The following is a 15827-nucleotide window of genomic DNA, read 5'->3' as shown; positions in this document are numbered from 1 at the left end:
GGTTTTCGTTAATGCCGCCTTTCAACGGCCGACCGTTTTTTCGGTCCTGGTGGCCATGATCATCCAGATCATTTTGACAGTTGCAACACCTGATTGTGACCAAACCGAATTGAAGTCGTTTGAACCTCCGTTTTCCCAAAGAACAAGTCCTCACCCCGACGTCTAGGGTGTTGCTACAGGTACGGTCGAGGAAAGATTTGATACCAACATAGGCTCTAATCAGGGTGAAACAGCTAAGAACACTAGCAGGCTCACCCAGTATGGCCCAAGCGCCGCACTATTGCGCAGTAGGGTTTTCCAGCGGTTGTTTTATTTCCGCAGGCGCACAACTATCGTCCCAATGAAGAAATTTATCAGGTTTTTTGTTTCAGGCTTATTGCTTGTTGCCGTGGTTCTGATCTGTTTCCGTCTGGCAGCGGACGTTCGCGAAACCATCGCAGCCGGTCACGACTTACCGGATGGTGGGCGGCTAATTGATACGTCCGACGGCGCTATTTTCGTGCTGGAACGCGGACAGCCCCAGAATATTCCTGTTGTTTTTGCGCATGGTACAGCCGCCTGGTCAGGCTTGTGGCAGCCAACTCTCGACGCGGTATCTGAGGCCGGGTTTCGCGCAATCGCCTTTGACATGCCGCCGTTCGGTTGGTCGGAATATCCGCACCCCCCCGAATATGGCCGTGTAAAACAGTCAGAGCGCGTCGTCGCCCTGTTTAAGGCGTTGGATCAGCCGCCTATTGTCGTTGCCCACTCGATCGGCGCAGGTCCGGTGTCCGAGGCCGTCATGCGCCGGCCCGACCTTGTTTCGGGAATGATCATCGTGAACGGGGCCATTGGTCTGGGCACTCATGAATCCGCAACGGAAACACCCGTGTTTCTGATGAATCAGACCCTAAATAGGCACATTGTCGCCGCAACCATATCCAACCCTATGCTGACCCGGACATTCCTCCGCGGGTTTATCCACAACAAGTCCGCGGCAACGCCCGAACGCGTGGCCCTGTTGCAAGCCCCAATGCAGCGTGAAGGCTATACCGCAGCCGTGGCGCAGTGGTTGCCACATCTTTTGGTTCCGCCTCAGGATGCACTCAGCACCCGGCCAGATAACTGGCGGGCGCTCGATCTGCCTGTTGGGATCATTTGGGGTGTCGAGGATACAGTAACACCGCTGGATAAAGCCGCAGACTTGCGTGCTTTGATTCCAGACGCCCAATATGATGCCCTCGCTGGGGTCGGGCACATTCCGCAAATCGAAAGCCCTTTGGAATTTCAGGATACATTGATCAAAATGCTGACAAATATTGCCAACTCGCAGGGACATGAGGCCGAGTCATGACGAATTTCACCAGACGGGCCGCCCTGTTTGCCGCAGGGGGCGTTGCAGGATGGGGGCTTTCTCGTTGGTTAGGCTCGGATCTGCCGGTCTATGACGGGACCGACCGAACCTTTGCCCCGACGTCCGATACCATCATGAATGACGCCAGCGGGCTGTCACCGACACCGATCAACAAGCATCTGGTTCTGACCGAAGACGCAGGGGACAGGCTGATCACAGCGCTTCGCAACGAACTAGCCGAAGCCACCGCCGAAGGTCGCCCTGTCAACGTGGGCGCAGCGCGTCATTCAATGGGCGGGCAGGCCATTCCACGCGACGGGACGGCAATAACCTTTGACAATGGCGCTTTGCAGATCGACAGCGCAGCCAAAACCTATCGCGCACATGCGGGTGCGCGCTGGTCACAGGTAATTGCCGCGCTGGACCCGGCGGGGTGGTCGCCCAAGGTAATGCAATCGAACCATGATTTCGGCGTTGCGGCCACTTATTCGGTGAACGCCCATGGTTGGCCCGTGCCGTTTGGACCGATGGGCTCGACGGTTCGGTCGCTGCGGATGCTTCTACCAACCGGAGAGCTGGTGACATGCTCACCCACCGAGAACACCGACCTGTTCAATCTTGGCATGGGTGGGTACGGCCTGATTGGGATCATCGTCGATATGGACGTGGAAATGGTCCCAAACACCCGCCTGTCTCCATCATTCGAAGTGATGGAGGCACAGGGCTTTGCGGCGGCCTTTCAATCCGCGATCGACGACCCTGCGGTCACGATGGCTTATGGGCGGCTCAACGTGGAACGCGACACGTTTTTCGAAAAAGCGCTGCTGATCACCTATCGCGAGACAGATGACCAGACCGAATTACCGCGAGCCGCAGGATCAGGGTGGATGTCGCACGCGGCCAGCCGCCTGTATCGGGCGCAACTGGGAAGCGAAGCATTCAAAAGCTTCCGCTGGTGGAACGAAACAACGCTTGGGCCGGCTCTGGGCGGCGGCGACGCAACCCGCAATTCCCTGATCAACGAACCGGTCGTCACACTGGACGACCGCAACCCGGACCGCACCGATATCCTGCACGAATACTTCGTGGGTTTCGATGCGTTCGACAATTTCCTGACCGCCTGCCGCGAGGTGATCCCCGCCTCGTATCAGGAGTTTCTAAACGTCACCCTGCGCTATGTCGCGCAGGATGATCAGGCGGTTTTGTCCTTCGCGTCCGAGCCCCGGATCGCCGCCGTAATGTCGTTCAGTCAGGAAATGACCCAACGCGCCGAGGCGGACATGGCTCGGATGACGCAGGCTTTGATAGACCGGATCGTCGAGATCGGGGGCGCATATTACCTGCCCTACCGTCCGCATGCGCGGCTGGATCAATTGACCTCGGCCTATGCGCGGGCAGCGGAATTTGCGCAGGCCAAACGCCAACTGGACCCCCGGCTTGTGCTTCGGAACAACCTTTGGGACAGCTATCTGGGGCAACTATGACCAATCTGCAAAAACTCTGCCTTGTATATTTCGTCGCGCTGATGATCGCGGCATCGCTGAATTATGTCCCCGGCCTGACGGATGAAAACGGACTGGCGTTCGGGATCTTTGCACTCGATATCTACGACGACGCGCTACACGTCGCCTCGGCGGTCTGGGCGCTGGTGGCCGGACTGTGGTCACACCGCGCCGCGCGCACCTTTTTGATCCTGTTCGGGCTGGCCTATCTGGGGGATGGCGTTTTCGGGTTTTTCACAGGCTATGGCTATCTGGATCTTGGCATCTTCACCAACGCGTCCGCAGGAATTGACCTGTCGATGGGACGTATTTTTGCAAACCTTCCACATCTGGCCTTGGGCGGTATCGCGGCTTGGGCGGGTCTGCGTGATATCAGGAGAACGGCATGAGATTTCTACTGCGCTGGATGCGCCGACTGGTTCTGCTGATTGTGGTCGTCGCGATCTGCCTTGTTGCCCCGATCGTCTATGTCGAGACAAGCTGCAAGGGAACGGCGCAGTTTAAACCCTATGACGCCCTGCTGCCTCCCGAACACCACCGGCCTGAGACCCGGACGCTGATGACCTATCCGGAATGGCACATCGTGCACGCCTATGAGGATTACGCCGAGGTTCTGCGGCAGGGCGATCCGCATGACTATGGTTTCTGGCAGGGAATCACCGGGTTCTGGAGCTCGCTCTGCGCCCTGTCGCAAAGCGCATCGGCCCATGGCGAGGTCGATGCTGCGACCAAGCAGATGGTCTATGTCATCAGCACCAGCTTCACGGCCGAGCTTGCTCTTAAGGCCGCCTATGAAGAGACACTGGGCCGCTTGTTCACAGCTCTGCGTGGGCCGCAACGTGCACCGCTGGATGACCTGTCGGCGCAGCAGGCGGCAGAATACGCCCGGTTTCTGCAACAGGTGCCTTGGTACAAATGGCCCTTCGCAGAGAATGCGCATGACCTGTTGAGCCAATCCAGTGGGTCATTGCGTGACAGCGAACGCGCAATCGCCTTGGGGTTCGAAAACACGGTCAAAGACGGTTACGCCGGCCTTATCGAACAGGCAGTCGCTCAGGTGGGCACGGATGAACTGACCCTGCGCATGATTATCACCGCGCCCGAAACGCTTCCGGCTTACCCGGATGTGCAGGTCATCGGCTCTAGACCCGAAGGGACCGAGATTGAAACGCCCCGGTATCGCGTATTGACAAACCTTCTGGTCGAAATGGCGCGTGATGGCGTTGATCTGGTCGAAATCGCAGGGAATGATGACATCATGTTTACGGCCCTGTCCGATCAGCCAACCGAAGAGGGAGCGGTTTTCAGCGCGCCGCGCCAGGGATTTGACGATTACCGTCACCTGATCGTGGTCAAGGTTCCGCAGCTTGCCGAACGACTGCGCCAGTTGGACGGCTCTGGCCTGACGCTGGAACACATCCATGACTATTAGGTCCGTTCTGATCGCCCTGCCCCTGTTGGTGCTGGGCTGGCTATCGACATTGGTGGTCGTGGCGTTGCTAACGGACGAAGCGCCAGCCTATGTGGTCGTGCTGCCGCAAGACCGGATGCTGGATAGGTTGCCGGGTGACACGGCAGTTCTGGCCGCGTCGCGGTTTAGCGTGACGGTGGCGTCAGACGCGCCGGGCTTTGCCAAGGCGCTCTATTCCAGCGGTGCGCGGTTGGTTCTGCCTGCGGGCCTGCCGGGGTGCCTGCCCTTGCCAAAGGTATGAGGCTTACCCTTCGAACGGCACGCGCGCCTCGTCCAAAGTTCGCTGGGCAGATGGCAGGTTCAGCGCATGTGTCACCGGGGCCGAGCGCGAGATCACCCGCCCCTTGCGCACCACGGCCAGACGATGGGCGCGCAGGCGGATCGCCTCGATCGGGTCGGCGGCCTGCAACAGCACGAAATTCGCGTCACACCCCTTGGCGACGCCATAGCCCTCAAACCCCATGATCCGGGCAGAATTCTGCGTCACCGCGTCAAAGCACCATGTCATATCGGCACGGCTGGACAATTGACCCACATGCAACCCCATGAAGGCCACATCCAGCATGTCGGCCTTGCCCAAAGAATACCAAGGGTCCATCACGCAATCGGACCCAAAGCCCACCGTGATCCCCGCATCGCGCAGCTCGCGCACACGGGTTTGACCCCGGCGCTTTGGATAGGTGTCGTGGCGGCCTTGCAGCATGATGTTGATCAATGGGTTCGGGATCGCATGAACCCCTGCCTCGACCATCAGCGGAATCAGTTTCGAGACATAGTAATTGTCCATCGAATGCATCGAGGTCAGATGTGATCCCGCAACTCGCCCATTCAGACCCAAACGCTGGGTTTCAAAGGCCAGCGTTTCGATATGACGGCTGTGGGGATCGTCGCTTTCGTCGCAATGCATATCGACCATCAAGCCGCGCTCGGCCGCGATTTCGCACAGCAGACGCACGGATTCCGCCCCGTCCGCCATGGTCCGTTCGAAATGCGGGATGCCGCCCACCACGTCCACGCCCATATCCAGCGCACGGATAGTGTTTTGCATCGCGGTTGGGTCGCGCAGCACACCGTCCTGCGGGAAGGCCACCAGTTGCAGGTCAAGGTAATCCTTCACCTGTTCACGCACCTGCAACAGCGCCTGCACGCCTTTCAGTTCATCATCGCAGGTATCCACATGGCTGCGGATCGCACCGATCCCCTTGGCCACCGCCAACTCGCAATAGCGCAACGCGCGGGCGACGATGTCATCAACGGATTGCAACGGCTTCAACTCGCCCCACAGCGCGATGCCCTCAAGCAAAGTGCCTGAGACATTCATGCGCGGATTGCCCAGTGATAGGGTCGCATCCATGTGGAAATGCGGGTCGACGAAGGGGGGTGAAACTAACTGACCTTCGGCATCTATGACCTCGGCGGCGTCTGCGGTGATCCCGGCCTCGACCGCTGTGATCCTGCCGTCGGCGCAGGCGATGTCCACTCCGGTCTGACCGTCCGTCAGGGTGGCGTTTTTGATAAGCAGATCGACCATATCAGCGTTGACCTTTGAACCAAGGGGTAAGCAATGCACGCGGATAATCGGCCGAGCGCGCTGCGATCACAAGGGCGATGATCGACAGAACATAGGGCACCATCAAGAAGACCTGACCGGGGACCAGCGCGCCGACCTCGGTCTGTAATCGTACCTGAAGCGCATCGAACGCGCCAAACAGCAGCGCGCCCAGCAACGCCTTGCCCGGACGCCAACTGGCGAAAATGACCAACGCGATACAGACCCAGCCGCGCCCATTGACCATACCGAAGAAAAAAGCGTCAAAGGCGCTCATGGTCAGGAAAGCGCCCCCCAGCGCCATAAGCGCCGACCCGACCACGATAGCCCCGATCCGCAGGCCGTAAACCGACAGACCCTGCGCATCAACGCTGTCAGGGTTGTCCCCAACAGCCTTGATCGCCACGCCCAGCGCTGTGCGGTTCAGCACGTACCAGACCACCGCCACCAGCAGCAGCGCCAGCCAAGTCAGCGCCGTTTGCTGAAACAAAACAGATCCTAAAAAGGGTAAATCTGACAGAACCGGCAGGTCAAGCGGCTGAAATGGCTCGATCCGAGGCGGTGACGACACATTCGGCAGCGCCGTGCGATAGGTGTAATAACTGACCGAGGTTGCAAACAACGTGATCCCCAACCCCGAAACGTGTTGTGACAATCCCAAAGGCACTGTGAGGATCGCATGAAGCAAGCCAAAGAACGCCCCTGCCAGTGCCGCGACCAGCACGCCACCCCACAGACCCGCGCCCAGCCAGACGGCCATCCAGCCGCACATGGCGCCGACGACAAAGATGCCCTCGATCCCAAGATTCAGCACGCCTGCACGTTCGCAGATCAGCGCGCCCAGCACGCCAAAGATCAACGGTGTCGCGATGCGCAGAGAGGCCGCCCAGAAGCTTTCAGAGAGCAGAATATTAAGAATATCCATCATGATGCAGCCCTCGCGGTGCTGGCTCGGACAATGCGATATCGGGCGACAAACCCGCCGACCAGAACGCAAAGCAGCGAAACCGAGACCACCAGATCCGCCAGGAAAGACGACACGCCCATCGCGCGGCTCATGCTGTCAGCCCCCACAAAGACCGAGGCGATGAACAGCGCGGCGATCACCACGCCCACCGGCGACAACCCCGCCAGCATCGCCACGACAATGCCGGTATAGCCAAAGCCGGGCGACAAGTCGGCGGTCAGGTATCCCTTCAGGCCCGCGACCTCGCTCACGCCCGCAAGCCCGGCCAGACCACCCGACAGGATGGCCACGCCGAACAGCGAGCGGTTGACGTTGATCCCCGCATGGCGCGCGGCGGCGGGGTTCTCACCCACAGCGCGTAGCTTGAAGCCCCAGACGGAACGCGCCAGCATGAATTGGGCCAATCCCGCCAGTATTAGAGCCAAAACAAGCCCCGAATGCACCCGCATCCGTTCCATCAGTGGCGGCAGCATTCCTTGATCCAGAACCGGTGCTGATTGTGGCCAGCCCAGCCCCACCGGGTCCTGCAGCGGCCCTTCCAACATCATCTGCACAAAGATCAGGATGATGAAGTTCAACAGTAGCGTCGTCACCACCTCATCCGCGCCAAAGCGGGTTTTCAGATAGGTTGGGGCGACCATCCCCGCCGCCCCTGCCGCAGCGCCCATCAGGACAATCAGCGGCAACAGCAAGATGCCTGAGATATCCAGCACCCCCGACCCGATGGCCACCGCAGCCATCGCGCCCAGATACAACTGACCCTCGGCCCCGATGTTCCACAGCTTTGCGCGAAAGGCAAAAGCGGCGGCCAGCCCGGTGAATATTAGTGGCGTGGCGCGTGTCAACACCTCGGAGAACGCAAAGACCGAACCGAAGACGCCGCGAAACATCTCGGCATAGGCGACGATCGGGTTTGCACCGGCCGCCAACAGCGGGATCGCGGCAAAGCCCAGTGCGATCACGGCCGATAGGATGGGAACGCCCAACGTGAAAGCCCGCGACTGGGTCTGACGTGGTTCAATGCGGATCATGCCGGTTCTCCTGCCATCATCAACCCGATCTGTTCACGGTCGCGCCCCGGTGCCTCGTGCAATTCTCCGTCGCGGATCACCACGATGCGGTCGGCGAGGCTTAGCAATTCGTCGAGGTCCTCGGAAATCAGTACCACACCCGCCCCACGCGCCCTTGCATTCAGCAGGCGCTTGCTCACCTCGGCCGCGGCACCCATGTCCAGACCGCGTGTCGGCTGGTTCGCAAGGATGAGGCGGGGCGAAAGATCGAAGACACGTGCCAGAATAAGTTTCTGGATATTGCCCCCGGACAACAGACGCGCAGGCGCATCCACGCCCGGCCCGCGCACGTCATAGGCTTTCGACAAACGCTCGGCATTGTCCTGGATGTCTTCGCGGCGCAACAACCCGTATGATTGAACCTCGGGATCGTTCAACCGTTCGATAACCATGTTTTCCGCCACGGTCATGGCACCGACGATGCCTTCATGGTGGCGATCTTCAGGGATGCGGCCAACCCCCGCACGCACCATCTTGGCCGGGGTGGGTGAGGTAACCTCGACTCCATCAACCTTGATTAGACCCTGTTCTGGGCGCACAAGACCTGCGATGACATTGGCCAGCCCGCTCTGACCGTTACCAGAAACCCCGGCGATCCCCAGAATTTCATGCGCGTGTACCGTCAGGTCGATCGCCGTCAGCGTGTCGCGTTTGGACCGCCCCGCGACCGATACGCCCGACATGGTCAGGACCGGATCACCGGGCGTCAGGTAAGAGCCGGCAAGCTCGGGTGTCTCAGCGCCAACCATCATCTGCGCGATCGACTTTTCGTCCGCGTCGGATGTGGCCATCTCTCCGACTTTCCGACCATGCCTAAGAACGGCAATGCGATCCGAAAAGGCCAGAACTTCGCGCAGCTTGTGACTGATGAAGATCACCGACAGACCTTCATCGGTCATCAGACGGATGTTTTCGAACAATGTATCCGCTTCTTGCGGGGTCAGAACAGCGGTTGGTTCGTCTAGCACTAGTATGCGGGCATTGCGGTACAGCGCCTTGAGGATTTCCACTCTTTGCCTTTCGCCTACCGACAGTCGGCCAACCGGCGTATCAAGAGGCGCGGACAGACCGCTTTGCGCCATGATGCCTTCGATCCTGCGCCGCGCTGCACGTCGGTTGCGGCGCAGGGAAATCAGGGGTTCCGATCCCAAGGTTATATTGTCGAGGGCCGAAATGTTCTCGGCCAATGTGAAATGCTGGTGCACCATCCCTACGCCCGAGGCCAGCGCCACCTGCGGGTGGCCCAGCGGCAGAGGGCGCAACACCCCGCCTTCATCCGCAACCTCGATTGAGCCGGCATCGGGCAGGTAATGCCCGAACAGCATATTCATCAGCGTGGTCTTGCCCGCGCCGTTTTCGCCCAGCAACGCCAGAACCTCGCCTTTGTTCAGGGTCAGGCTGACATTGTCATTGGCGATGACCGGGCCGAAATGCTTGCTCAACCCGTTGAGTTTCAGAACTGTGGAATCTGTCATTGGAAAAACGGGCCAGTTTGTGGACCGGCCCGAACAAGATCAGTTGTCGGAAACGGGTCGGTCGTCGTTCACGTTGACGCGGAACAGCCCGTCCATAATCTCGGCCTGTCGCGCGTTGACCGCTTCGACCACATCGGAGGGCACCAGTTCTTCATCCAGAACCATGGAACCGCCGCCATATCCCATAAAGCTGTACTGGCCGTAATCCGCGGCCTCGAACGACCCGCTGGCGACGTTGGCAATGGCCTTGTCGATGGTGGGCTCCATGTGCCACAGAGCCGACGCCATGATCGTACCGGGATAATCACCCGACGTGTCGATCACGTTGCCAACGGCTTTGACGCCACGCTCCACCGCAGCATCCGACACACCAAAGCGTTCGGCATACATGATGTCCGCGCCTGCATCCATCATCGCAATCGCACTTTCCTTGGCCTTGGGCGGGTCATACCAGCTGTCGATGAAGGTCACGAGGAATTTGACATCCGGGTTCACCTCGCGCGCGCCATCCATGAAGGCGTTCATCAGGCGGTTCACCTCGGGGATGGCATATCCGCCGACCATACCAATAACGTTCGATTCCGTGGCCGCACCAGCAACCATACCGGTCAGGTAGGACGGCTCGTGAATCCAGTTGTCAAAGACCGAGAAGTTCGGACCGACAGGCCCAAAGGACGATCCCATCAGGAAGGCCGTGTCCGGGTAATCCTTGGCCACCTTGCGCGCGGCGCGCTCCAGCCCGAACACCTCGCCCACGATCAGTTGCGAGCCCTGTTCGGCATATTCACGCATCACGCGCTCATAGTCGGTGTTGGCCACATTCTCGGAAAAGACGTATTCGATGTCGCCCCTCTCAGCCGCCGCGTTAAGCGCCTTGTGGATACGGCTGATCCATTGCTGTTCCACGGGCAGCGTATAGATCGCTGCAACCTTGACCGTTTCGGCCGCAGCCACACCGACAGAGTATATCGTTGACGCCGCCGCAACAGCGGCAAGAAACAGTCTTCTTGTCATGTTATTTTTTGCCATCACACTCTCCTGTTTTCAGGGATGGCAGCATTTTTTTACTGTTCAGTCAAATTTTTTCCGGTCAACAGCGGTGTATGAAACAGCAGGATGAGCAATTTTTAGGCACTGAAATCGGGACGTTTGTTCTGCGCAAAACCAGCGTGTCCCGGACCTGATCGTGGCCGTTCGGGTGGCCCGATCCAATACATTGGTCAGTTCTCAAAACGAGGCATCGCGGCCTTGGGAATGCGCGCGCCATAGTGCCGAATAACTTCACCCGACAGCTTTTGACCCCACGCGATTGCCGCCGCCTGAGGCTTTCCGCTCAAGCGTGCCGAAAGATAACCCGCATTGAATGCATCGCCAGCCCCGGAAGTGTCACGAATTCCTTCGACCTTGGGGGTCTCAGACGTCGTTATCTGACTGTCCGCCAACGCTAACATAGGGGCTGGACCGTTCTTGACGACAACTTCCGAAATGCCCGCTGCCCCAAGCCGTTCAACGGTATGCGCCGGGGACGCATCGCCCCATAGACCTTGTTCATCATCAAAGCTGGGGAATGCGATGTCGGTGATCTGGTTGAATCTGGCGATCGTCTCACGCGTTTCATCGGCAGACGACCAAAGCCGGGGGCGTATATTCGGATCGAAAGAAACCAAGGCGTTGGCCGAGCGCGCTTCGGCCAGCACATCCCACAAAACCGCGCGGGCTTGGGCCGACAGAATGGCCAGCGTAATCCCGGACAGGTGGATCAGACCCGCACCTTCGACCACCTGCTGCAACCAATCGCGATCCTCCGCAAGCAGACGCGCCGCCGAAGCCTCGCGCCAGTATTGAAAACTGCGTTCGACGCCATCCAGTTCGATCATGTACAAGCCCATGGTGCGACCGGTGACCCGGCCTATCCCATCCGTTACCAGACTGTCCTCGTCCAACTGCTTAAGAAACGCGGACGAGACCTTGTCGGTCCCGACCTTCGTGACAAAACCAATCGACGCCTTTTCGCCAAGGATCTGCGCCATATGCCAGGCGGTGTTGAACGTATCCCCGGCAAAGCCGCGCTTGTACGAACCGTCGCCCAAATCGGCCATTTCGATCATGGCTTCACCAATCGCGACGGCCTTGTTTGACGTGAAACTCAGCAAGGCACCGTATCCCCATCGTTTTGATCGTAGATGGCCCCGGTTAACCACGCGGGCCAGTCACGTTCGAAAAAAGTACGGGCATCTTGATCAAACCTGCGGATTTTTCGGTGCGACACAACCATATCCTCGCCGTCCATATGAACGAGAAGTTGTTCGCGCATGTCTGCTTCTCGTTCGGATCGAAACCTAACCTCCGGTATCGGTCCATGCGCCGCTTGGGGCAGAGCATCCCCGTTGGGATCGCAAATTGCGCGGGCCCCGCGGCTGCCGCCGCCCTTGGCGATATAATGATCCAACGCCGCCAATACAGCTTCGGAGGCCAGCGACATCTGCTGCCATTGCAATACGCGCCCGACCTCGCCGCTGCGCTTAAACGAGATCCCGTTGCGCCGGATTTGCGCGTTCAGGTCGCTGGCCGCCTTATGCGCGGCCGATACGTCCTTGGGCGTGCACAGGATGCCGGCGTGATCGCTCATGCGGGCCTGGACTTCGGAACGAATATCGGCAGCGTCGCGGGAGCTGTTGGTATTCAGAGTTGCCTCAATCCGGGTCAACGCGTGTTCTGCCAAGGAGGTGATTTCCAGTTTCGACGCCTCATGCGCCATCCGGCTTGCCGCGATATGTTCCGCGACGCGGGTGCCAAAAACCTGTCCGGCGTTCAAAGCCGATCCACCGGGTCGCGTGACGCCATGGGTGCCCGCGGCTTCTCCAACTGCATAGATCCCGGCGACGTTGGTGCGGCCCCAGATATCCACGGCAATACCGCCATTCATATGCTGGTTATTCACCGCGAATTCCAACGGGTCGATAGTGATGTCCACCTTGTAGCGCTTATACAGCTCAATCGAGAGCGGGTTCATATGGCGCAGCCGGTCGATTGGCAGATCGTGAACGGCCCCGGCATGTCGCAGATAGCTGCGCACATCGTCATCCAAATGGTCCAGACTGAACGGCTGATCACCCGGCACAGGCAGAAGGTTGCGGTTGAAATCCATGAACACCCGCCGACCTTTTTGGTTTTCCAGCACGATTGCCAGATCGACAAGGCTGGACTGAAAGTCCAGCATCCGTGTGGCATGGAACGGCCATTGATAGCCCTTGCGAAAGATGTTCGAGGCCATCTCTTGCGTGCTGCGATAATAGTCAGCCAGAAAGTGATGCTCGGCCCCGCTGTCATCCACCGAATAAATATGCGGGATCACTTGCACATAAGTGCCCGACAGGTTCCACGGAAACCCCTCGCGCCGCGTGCCGATGCCAAACTGACTTTCGGTGATATTGACCAGTTCCAGACCGGCCTCAAGCGCAAGCCCCAACGTGCCGAAACAGCCATTGGGGAACACGCTGTCGCGGTACAGCTCTCCGGGCCCTCCGGCCGCGAAGACCAGTGCATTGCAGGTGAACAGCGTCAGCCCATAGGGGTTTGCATCCGAACTGGCCTTGGGGCGGATTGCCAACAGGCCAACCACGCGGTCATCTTCGGTCAGAACGTTTACAGCCGTCGTATGGTTAAAGAAGGGGATGTCCAGCCGGATCGCCTCTTGCGCCAGCACCTGCACCATCAATCGCGAGGTGCGGGGACCGCAGCTTGTGGCACGCCCGACCTCGTCATGATCCGTCTGGTAGCGCAAGGTGCCACCCAGCGCATCCTGCGGCAGGGGCAGCCCCAGATATTGCAGGGATGCCATCGCGCGGATCGAGCCGACCGCCTCGATATATGCCGTGTCCTCGTCCATTGCGCCGCCTGCCCCAATTGCCGCTGCCATGTCCTGAAAGTCATCGCCATGATCTTTCGTATTTGCCGTGTGCAGAGTCTGTTTGTCCGAACCGGAACAGGCCGAGGTCCCGCCCCACGCGCTCTGGCTGACGATGGTCACGTCCACGTCGCGCCTTTTCATCTCGACGGCTGCGCGCAACCCGGCGGCTCCGCTGCCGATCACAAGACCTCCGCAGGCATGGACGGGAATGTCATACCCGCCGATCCGGACGGTTCTCGACAATTCCGGTTCCGGCCGCAGGCGCGGCATGGCCACATCGGTCAGTGCATCGAGAATATCCTGAGGGACAGTGGTGCTCATGAAGATCGGTCCTTATGGCGTATCAGTCGATATCGACCCAGCGCTTCAGGCGCGATGAAGACATGCAGGCGTCGACGATCTGGCAAATGCGATGGCCCGCATCGAAAGTGGGCCACATCGGTTCGCCTGTGGTGATGGATTTAATGACTTCGGCGGCTTCGATGATTTTGCTTTCGTTATAGCCCAGCCCAAAATTGGGCAGCGGCAGAAACGCGCCATAGGTGTCGTGCTCGGGACCAACATCAATCTCACGATAGCCGCGCCGACCGGTCGGATCATCATTAGTGTAGAATCTCAGACGGCTCAGTTCGTCATAATTGTAGGCCAGACTGCCCTTGGTGCCGTAAACCTCATAGCTTTGCATGAATTTTCGGCCCGTTGCGGTGCGGCTAAAATCGACCATCCCGCGGGCTCCGTTGGCGAAATGGCACAGGAGATTCGCGCCGTCCGGGTTGGTGATGGGCTTCCATTCTTCATTCCCGGTCAGTTCGGGAACTTCACCAAGGCCGAGACCTTCCACCACCGGGCGTTTGTCGGTCACGACATAAGTGTCCGCGATCAAGGATGTTACCGGCCCGACCAGAAAATCCATGAAGCTGAAGACATGTGAGCCCGTGTCCCCAACAATGCCGGTGGGGGCAAGATCCCCGTCGGCGCGCCACATATAGGGCGTCTGCGGATTCCCGTACATGTCGACATGCTGACAGCCCTTGAACAGGGTAATCTCACCAATCTCACCCGCCTCGATAATCTCTTTCGCGCGGTCATGCACCGGGTTGCGGGGAAAGGCGTGGCCAACGCGGGTGATCACGCCCTTTTCCCGCGCGATCTGGGCCAGCTCCAGCGCTTCGGCCGCGGTGTCGGCAAGGGGCTTTTCACAAAACACGTGCTTGCCCGCCAAAAGCGCAGCCTTGGCCACCTCGTAATGTAGATTGTCAGGCAGGCAGATGTCGATCAGGTCGATCTCAGGGTCGGCCACGGCCTCTTGCCAAGTCTTCAGAATCTTGGCGTCAGGGGCGCGAAACGCAAGCTCTTGCACGGCGTTGGGATTCGAGGAAACCAGCGCCGTGACCCGCGCAGTACCAAAGCTGTTGCCAAAAAAATGCGGAAAGGTCTGGAACGCCATCGTGTGAACGCGGCCCATCCAGCCCGATGCGCCCAGAACAGCAACTCTTACCTCAGACATGATCTTCTCCTTTTTCTTCAGCAAGTCTCGCCTGACTAAAGATCGCTTGAGGCGCGCGCGATCAGGCGCACCGGGCTGCGATTCAGGCTGCTGGGTTTCGTTCCGGTCTTGACCCAATTCAGGATCTGTTCCGCCGTAGACTTGGCAAAGTCGGGAATGTCACAGCAAACCGAAGACAAGGGCGGGTGGCTGTCCTTGCTGTCTTCGATATCGTCAAACCCCACCACACGCAGGTCGGTGCCAATCTCGACCCCCAACTGATGCGACGCTGACATAACACCCAAAGCCACCAGATCGTTGAAACAGATCGCGGCATCCACATCCGGATGGTCGCGCCGCAACTGTCCCACAATGGACTTCCCGAAAGAGCGTGTGGCCTCGCCGGTCAAAACCAGTGGCGGCAAACCCTTTTCGTTCAGAATTTCCAGATAGCCGCTCATGCGCTCCTGCGTGACAGGGCGCCCTTCCAAACCACCCAGAAAGGCGACGCGTTTGCACCCTTTCTCCAACAGATGTTCGGTCGCCATACGACTGCCAAGATGATAATCCGGCGCAAAAAACGGCAGGCTTTGCGCCTGCGCATCAAGGGTTCTGAACACTTGCAATGTCGGTGTACCGGACGCGGCCAACAGGGCCAGCGTGTCCTCGACATCGCCATACGCCGGAGAGATCACGAACCCTGAAACCCCATGCTCGGTCAGGGTCGAGATCATGCTTTTTTGCAGTTCTGGATCTTCATCCGTGTTGGCCATGACCGTGGCAAAGCCGTTTCGCGCCAATTCCATCTGAAACAGGGCCGCAAACTCGGTGAAAAAGGGGTTGCGCAGATCATTGATCACCAATCCGATCAAACCGGATGAGGATGACCGAAGCATTGCGGCAGAACGGTTGTACACATAGCCGATCTCAGCCATCGCCTTGCGGACCGCGTCGCGCGTTTCAGCCTTGACCGAGTCGCTTCCCTGCAAAACAAGGCTGACAGTCGATTTTGAAACGCCTGCGTGCTTTGCCACGTCTAAGATCGTTGGTCTCTGGCCCATATT

Annotated in this window: 14 protein-coding genes; 5 read left to right on the top strand and 9 right to left on the bottom strand. The window is 59.0% G+C overall.

All coding sequences use genetic code 11. The annotated features are described in order from the left end of the window. Positions 1-340 precede the first annotated feature (340 nt). The 5 genes from GOX73_RS18960 to GOX73_RS18940 are packed head-to-tail and all read left to right on the top strand — an operon-like array spanning position 341 to position 4547. On the top strand, positions 341-1333 hold the full coding sequence (locus tag GOX73_RS18960) for an alpha/beta fold hydrolase (protein ID WP_171126628.1): 993 nt from the start codon (positions 341-343) through the stop codon (positions 1331-1333). Next, positions 1330-2817, top strand: coding sequence for an FAD-binding oxidoreductase (locus GOX73_RS18955; protein ID WP_171135063.1), 1488 nt, complete (start codon positions 1330-1332; stop codon positions 2815-2817). Before GOX73_RS18960 ends, GOX73_RS18955 begins: the two co-directional genes overlap by 4 nt. Then, on the top strand, positions 2814-3224 hold the full coding sequence (locus GOX73_RS18950) for a DUF4383 domain-containing protein (protein ID WP_170567454.1): 411 nt from the start codon (positions 2814-2816) through the stop codon (positions 3222-3224). The genes GOX73_RS18955 and GOX73_RS18950 overlap by 4 nt, the downstream gene beginning before the upstream one ends. Then, complete coding sequence (locus GOX73_RS18945; RefSeq protein ID WP_171126626.1) at positions 3221-4267, top strand: hypothetical protein; 1047 nt, start codon at positions 3221-3223, stop codon at positions 4265-4267. Before GOX73_RS18950 ends, GOX73_RS18945 begins: the two co-directional genes overlap by 4 nt. Further along, entirely contained in the window at positions 4257-4547 is a 291-nt protein-coding gene (locus tag GOX73_RS18940; protein WP_171126625.1) for a hypothetical protein, read from the top strand. The genes GOX73_RS18945 and GOX73_RS18940 overlap by 11 nt, the downstream gene beginning before the upstream one ends. A 3-nt stretch (positions 4548-4550) precedes the next feature. Here the strand turns inward: GOX73_RS18940 and GOX73_RS18935 are convergent, their stop codons facing one another. The 9 genes from GOX73_RS18935 to GOX73_RS18895 all read right to left on the bottom strand — a co-directional run bounded on the left by GOX73_RS18935 (position 4551) and on the right by GOX73_RS18895 (position 15797). After that, complete coding sequence (locus GOX73_RS18935) at positions 4551-5837, bottom strand: amidohydrolase family protein (RefSeq protein WP_171126624.1); 1287 nt, start codon at positions 5835-5837, stop codon at positions 4551-4553. Position 5838: 1 nt separating this feature from the next. Beyond that, on the bottom strand, positions 5839-6780 hold the full coding sequence (locus GOX73_RS18930) for an ABC transporter permease (RefSeq protein ID WP_170779406.1): 942 nt from the start codon (positions 6778-6780) through the stop codon (positions 5839-5841). After that, the gene (locus tag GOX73_RS18925) at positions 6780-7850 is read right to left on the bottom strand and encodes an ABC transporter permease (RefSeq protein WP_371808671.1); all 1071 of its coding nucleotides are present in this window, start codon (positions 7848-7850) and stop codon (positions 6780-6782) included. Before GOX73_RS18925 ends, GOX73_RS18930 begins: the two co-directional genes overlap by 1 nt. After that, positions 7850-9367 (bottom strand): ABC transporter ATP-binding protein, encoded by a 1518-nt coding sequence (locus GOX73_RS18920; RefSeq protein WP_171126622.1) that lies wholly within the window; start codon positions 9365-9367, stop codon positions 7850-7852. The genes GOX73_RS18925 and GOX73_RS18920 overlap by 1 nt, the downstream gene beginning before the upstream one ends. Before the next feature lie 39 nt (positions 9368-9406). Continuing rightward, positions 9407-10396: a BMP family protein gene (locus GOX73_RS18915; protein ID WP_171125791.1), complete on the bottom strand. Its 990-nt coding sequence runs from the start codon at positions 10394-10396 to the stop codon at positions 9407-9409. Between the two features lie 191 nt (positions 10397-10587). Next, a complete protein-coding gene (locus GOX73_RS18910) occupies positions 10588-11520 on the bottom strand; it encodes a sugar kinase (RefSeq protein ID WP_254429255.1) in 933 nt (310 codons plus the stop codon). Further along, positions 11514-13598 (bottom strand): FAD-binding protein, encoded by a 2085-nt coding sequence (locus tag GOX73_RS18905; RefSeq protein WP_171126621.1) that lies wholly within the window; start codon positions 13596-13598, stop codon positions 11514-11516. The genes GOX73_RS18910 and GOX73_RS18905 overlap by 7 nt, the downstream gene beginning before the upstream one ends. A gap of 22 nt (positions 13599-13620) precedes the next feature. Continuing rightward, positions 13621-14784: a Gfo/Idh/MocA family protein gene (locus GOX73_RS18900; protein ID WP_171126620.1), complete on the bottom strand. Its 1164-nt coding sequence runs from the start codon at positions 14782-14784 to the stop codon at positions 13621-13623. A 35-nt stretch (positions 14785-14819) separates the two neighbouring features. After that, entirely contained in the window at positions 14820-15797 is a 978-nt protein-coding gene (locus GOX73_RS18895) for a LacI family DNA-binding transcriptional regulator (protein ID WP_371808670.1), read from the bottom strand. Between the last annotated feature and the right edge of the window lie 30 nt (positions 15798-15827).

Origin of the sequence: Ruegeria sp. HKCCD7221 (genome assembly GCF_013031225.1) — a bacterium.
Taxonomy (GTDB): domain Bacteria; phylum Pseudomonadota; class Alphaproteobacteria; order Rhodobacterales; family Rhodobacteraceae; genus Ruegeria.
Note: the sequence above shows the minus strand (reverse complement) of the source record. Positions and strands in the feature narration are given on the sequence as shown.